General features: G+C 68.2%; 5 protein-coding genes. 2 read left to right on the top strand and 3 right to left on the bottom strand.

Features of this window, described 5'->3' with window-relative positions; all coding sequences use genetic code 11:
* The first annotated feature begins 74 nt into the window (after positions 1-74).
* Both AC2VON_RS06140 and AC2VON_RS06135 read left to right on the top strand, forming a co-directional pair.
* Positions 75-743: a maleate cis-trans isomerase family protein gene (locus tag AC2VON_RS06140; protein WP_486952145.1), complete on the top strand. Its 669-nt coding sequence runs from the start codon at positions 75-77 to the stop codon at positions 741-743.
* Positions 744-775: 32 nt separating this feature from the next.
* Positions 776-1,435: a GntR family transcriptional regulator gene (locus AC2VON_RS06135; RefSeq protein ID WP_486952144.1), complete on the top strand. Its 660-nt coding sequence runs from the start codon at positions 776-778 to the stop codon at positions 1,433-1,435.
* 7 nt (positions 1,436-1,442) lie between these two features.
* Here AC2VON_RS06135 and AC2VON_RS06130 read toward each other — a convergent pair whose 3' ends face one another.
* The 3 genes from AC2VON_RS06130 to AC2VON_RS06120 form a co-directional block, all read right to left on the bottom strand.
* Positions 1,443-1,925: a DUF4189 domain-containing protein gene (locus AC2VON_RS06130; RefSeq protein ID WP_486952143.1), complete on the bottom strand. Its 483-nt coding sequence runs from the start codon at positions 1,923-1,925 to the stop codon at positions 1,443-1,445.
* A 168-nt stretch (positions 1,926-2,093) separates the two neighbouring features.
* Complete coding sequence (gene satS / locus AC2VON_RS06125; protein WP_486952142.1) at positions 2,094-3,401, bottom strand: protein export chaperone SatS; 1,308 nt, start codon at positions 3,399-3,401, stop codon at positions 2,094-2,096.
* A 50-nt stretch (positions 3,402-3,451) separates the two neighbouring features.
* The coding region (locus AC2VON_RS06120; RefSeq protein ID WP_486952141.1) for an alkaline phosphatase family protein at positions 3,452-4,194 on the bottom strand (743 nt) is incomplete at its 5' end.

Genomic DNA, 4,194 nt, shown 5'->3' with positions numbered 1-4,194 from the left:
TGAGCTCGGAGGGCGCGCTGAGCCCAGCCGTCGGGTTCATCTATCCCGATCACGCCGCCGAGTCGGACTACCCGATGGCCGCGGGGCTGCTGGGGGTGCAGCTGCCGGTGGCCCACGTCTACGGAACGGACCTGCACGCGGTGCCCGAGCTGATCGAGCTGGGCAGCCCGGCCAAGCTCGCCGAGGGGGCGGCGCGGCTGGCAGCGCGGCGACCGGCCGCGGTGGTGTGGGCGTGCACGTCGGGCAGCTTCGTGTTCGGGCGCGACGGCGCCGCCGACCAAGTGGACCGCCTGGCGGCGGCCGCCGGAGTGCCGGCGTCGAGCACGTCGTTGGCGTTCGTGCACGCCCTGGCCAACCTCGGGTGCTCACGGGTCGCGGTTGCCGCCAGCTATCCGGACGACATCGCCGGGTTGTTCGTGGACTTCCTGGCCGCATATGACATCGACGTAGCGGCGATGGGCAACGCCGGTATCGACACCGCTGCCGAAGTGGGCCGGCTGACCGAGACCGAGGTGCGGACGCTTGCGGTGCGCAACGACGACCCCGCGGCGCAGGCACTGCTGATTCCCGACACCGCCATGCACACCGTGGCCCAGGTCGACACGTTGGAGCAGCTCCTGGGTAAACCGGTGCTGACGGCCAACGTGGTGACCGTGTGGGAGGGCTTGCGCATTGCCGGCATCACGCGGCAGGTGGCCGGGCTGGGTTCGCTGTTCGCCCACGGCGGCGGTGGGCGAAGGTGAAAGCGCAGACGGCGCAGCCGGCGCAGGCCACGTTGTTCGACCCGCTGAGCAGGCAGTCGACGGCCGAGCTGATCGCCGAGCGGCTGCGGGAGGCCATCACCCGCGGCCAGCTCTCACCCGGCCAGCAGCTCGGTGAGGCGAGCCTCGCCGCGCAGTTCGAGGTGTCCCGCGGCCCGGTGCGCGAGGCGATGCAACGGCTGGTGGCCGAGGGTGTGCTGCGCGGTGAACGGCACCGGGGCATCTTCGTCGTCGAACTCACCGACGACGACGTGCGCGACGTGTACCGCGCCCGCAAGGCCATTGAACGGGTGGCGATCAGCGAGGTGCTGGCCGGTGACGCCGGCGCTGCGTGGGCCCGGCTGGGGCGCCCCCTCGACGCCATGACCGCGGCCGCCCGGCGGTGCGACGGCGCCGGGGTCGCCGACGCGGACCAGCAGTTCCACGAGGTGCTGGTCGAGTGTGCGGGCAGCCTGCGGTTGCAGCGGGCGATGCGGACGCTGCTGCTGGAGACCCGGGTACTGCTGGGGGAACTCGAAGACACCTACCCCGATCTGGGCGAGCAGGTCGCCGAACATGTCGCCCTGCGCGACGCGATCGGCGCCGGCGACCAAGCCGCGGTGGTGCGCCTGATGGACGAGCACATGGACGACGCGATCCGCCGGCTGCTGGCTCGGCGTGCGGGCGGGTTGTGAGCTGGGCTCAACCGCCGGGTGCCGTCGTCGTGGTTGGCGTGGTTGGGGTGGCTGGCGTGGTCGCCGTGGTCGCCGCGCTTGTCGAAGAACCCTCACCCTCAGCCGCCCCGTTGCATGCTGAGCGCAGGACGGTGCTGCCGGGACTCTGGTTCATCGCATTTTGTTCGGCTTCCTTCGCCGTGGCGCCGCTATCCCCGAAATAGTGGTCCCCGTTTGTGACGACCGCACCGCAGTCCGGGGATTTGAAGGTGATCAACACATTGCAGGCGGGGTTGTCTTGACGACAGTCGTCGCTGGCAGCCGTGTTGGCGAGGTATTCATTGGCCTGATCTGTCGATACGCCGACGGATTGGCCGTCTGGCGAGACGGCGATCGCACCCCAGGATTCCTGGGCGCAAGCGGTGGGGGCAACGGCGACGGCCAGTGCGGCCGCCACTGCGCCGACGGCCGCGGGCGTGGCGGCGCGGGTCCGAAAACTGGTCACTACCATGGTGGGTCCCTTCTCACGCCGGGTAGTCCGGTCGCGATCGAAATCGGTGGGGATCGAGGGCGGTGTCGCCGCTGCGCCTCCGACACCTCCTTCCCATTCACGAGGCAGGACTGCAGCCTAACTCCGGTCGGTCCGGGCTGGACCGCGTTTTCCAAAACCCGCTTGTCGCTACTCGCGCCTTAACCGCGCCTCCACAAAGCGCTCCAGCTCCTCCCACTCTTTGACCGCGGCGGCGAACGGTGGGCTGGGCTTGTCCGCCGATTCGGGGTCGAGCACATAGCCCACCAGCTCGCCGAGCGGGTGGCCCGGCCGCAGCGTGTCGTCGACGATGCCGTCCTCGGCGTAGTCGCCGACGTCACGCAGCAACTCGACGGCCAGCTCGAGCTGGTCGCGGTCCACCGCGGCGGGCCCGTCGGCGAGATCGTCCGCCAGCCCGGTCAATACGTAGACGTTGTCATCGGTGACGTCGATCGACAGTGAGCCGTCGGTGGCGGCGGTGCGGATGTCGTCGTAGGTGGCGAGGTCGGACAGGTCGTGGTCGTGCTCGTCGGCCAGATACCGGGCCAACGCGCGTTCTGAGCCGAACACGCTGATTCGCCCGTTTCGGCCCAGGAAGATCGGGTGCTCGCCGAGGTAGCAGCGCAGCGTGTACAACGTGCCGGCCCCGGTGAGGATGCGAACCGGGTCGATGCCCACCTTGGTCCAGAAACCCTCATCGGCACCGAGCACGACGGTGTCGTCGTCGTGCCGGCCGGCGGCAACGTCGCCGGTCTCGGTGGTATCCGTCACACCGTCGGCCGGTTGCTCCTCAGCGGCGGCCGCCATGTCCGTCGGCTCTGGACCCTCCCCGGCGCCCTCGAGCTCGTCGTCCTCCTCGGGGGGCTGGGCCAACTCCTCGGCTGCGGTTGCCGACATCGCATCGTCGACGTCGGGTGTCGCGACGATGTCGTCGATCGCGGCGAGCACGTTGTCCCAGTTCTGTCCGATGATCTCGGCGATCGAGTTCCACCGTTTTCGGCCGGCCCGGCCGGTGAAATTCTCTACCCCGCCGGCCAGCGTGCCCAGGCTCGGGTTGCCGTTGAAGAACTTCGTCACCGCGGCCAGCTCGCACACCGACCCGATCGAGGAGACCATGGCCAGCATGTCGGCCAGCTTGTCCACCGATTTCTTGCTCGGCTTGTCGGCGAGCAGCTCCTCAATCGCGACGAGGTCGAACCGGTTGGCCGGTTTCGGATCCAGCTTGTGCGCGTTGGCCTGGGTCAGCTTCTGCCAACCCGGATGATCGGTCAGATCGTTGTCGGTGCTGGTGCGCACGAACGCCACCAGGTCGGCCGGGGTTCCGAAGCCGTACAGGTCATCGTCGCGGCCCAGAAACGCCTCCCACTCGTCACCGGAGTCACGCCAGCGCGGCGCCCACACCGTGTAACGGTCACCAGCGGTCAGGCTCAGAAGGATGGGTACCAGCTCAACAGCCACGCGGCACAGGATAACGACACGCGCGGTGCAGGCGTCGGCGGAGTCCCGAGTCAGCCGTCCCAGATGTCGGTGATGGCGGGGGCCCGCGCCGCCAAACCGAGCTTGGGCAGCCCGTACATCTCCTCGAGCGTCGAGAGCACGTTGTAGTGACTTATGGGTTGGTCGTAGCTTCCGGGTTTCACACCGGCTCCGTAGAAGACCGTCGGAATCTGGTTGTTCTGGCTCTTGTCGTCCTCGTCCCAGGTCAGGATCAGCAGGCTGTTGTTGGCCATCGCCCACTGCGCGTAGCCGGACAGATTCCGCTGCAGCCACCGGTCGCCGGAAGCGACCGAACCGTCGTGCATGTCGTTGTCGAGGTTGGGAATGACGAATGAGACCGTCGGCAGCCCGGCATAACCGGCTGGGTTGGCCGGACCCGGAAACGCCGAAAACGGCAGCGAGTAGTTCGCCGGGATATTGCTGAAATTGACCCAGGGCACGTGCTTGCGGGCATACTTGCCCGCACTGCAGACCGTCGAGCCGACACCGGGCAGGCTCTCCGCGAAACCGGCGAAAGTGTGTCCGGCGGCGAGCAATTGAGAGCCCAGGTTAGCAGTGTTTCCGGCGTTGACCGGGCACAGGTTCTCGGTCACCCCGAGGGTGCTGCCGGCGAACAGTGCCAGGTAGTTGGGCTCGCTCGGATGCGTCAAAGCGAATGACTGCGACATCATCGCGCCGCCCGCGGCGAGCTGGTTGATGTAGGGCGCCGATGTGTTGCCGATGACGTTGGCTTGCGAGCGGTTCTCCTCCACCA

The sequence above is a fragment of the Mycobacterium sp. TH-M82 genome (assembly GCF_057473605.1).
The sequence above is the reverse complement of the archived record's forward strand: the minus strand, read 5'-3'. Positions and strand labels throughout refer to the sequence as shown.

What these genes read in the sequence shown, in the direction of transcription:
- AC2VON_RS06140 (WP_486952145.1), top strand. Translation starts at nt 75, where the DNA reads ATGGCCGCGGGGCTGCTGGGGGTGCAGCTGCCGGTGGCCCACGTCTAC.
- AC2VON_RS06130 (WP_486952143.1), bottom strand. Translation starts at nt 1,925, where the DNA reads ATGGTAGTGACCAGTTTTCGGACCCGCGCCGCCACGCCCGCGGCCGTC.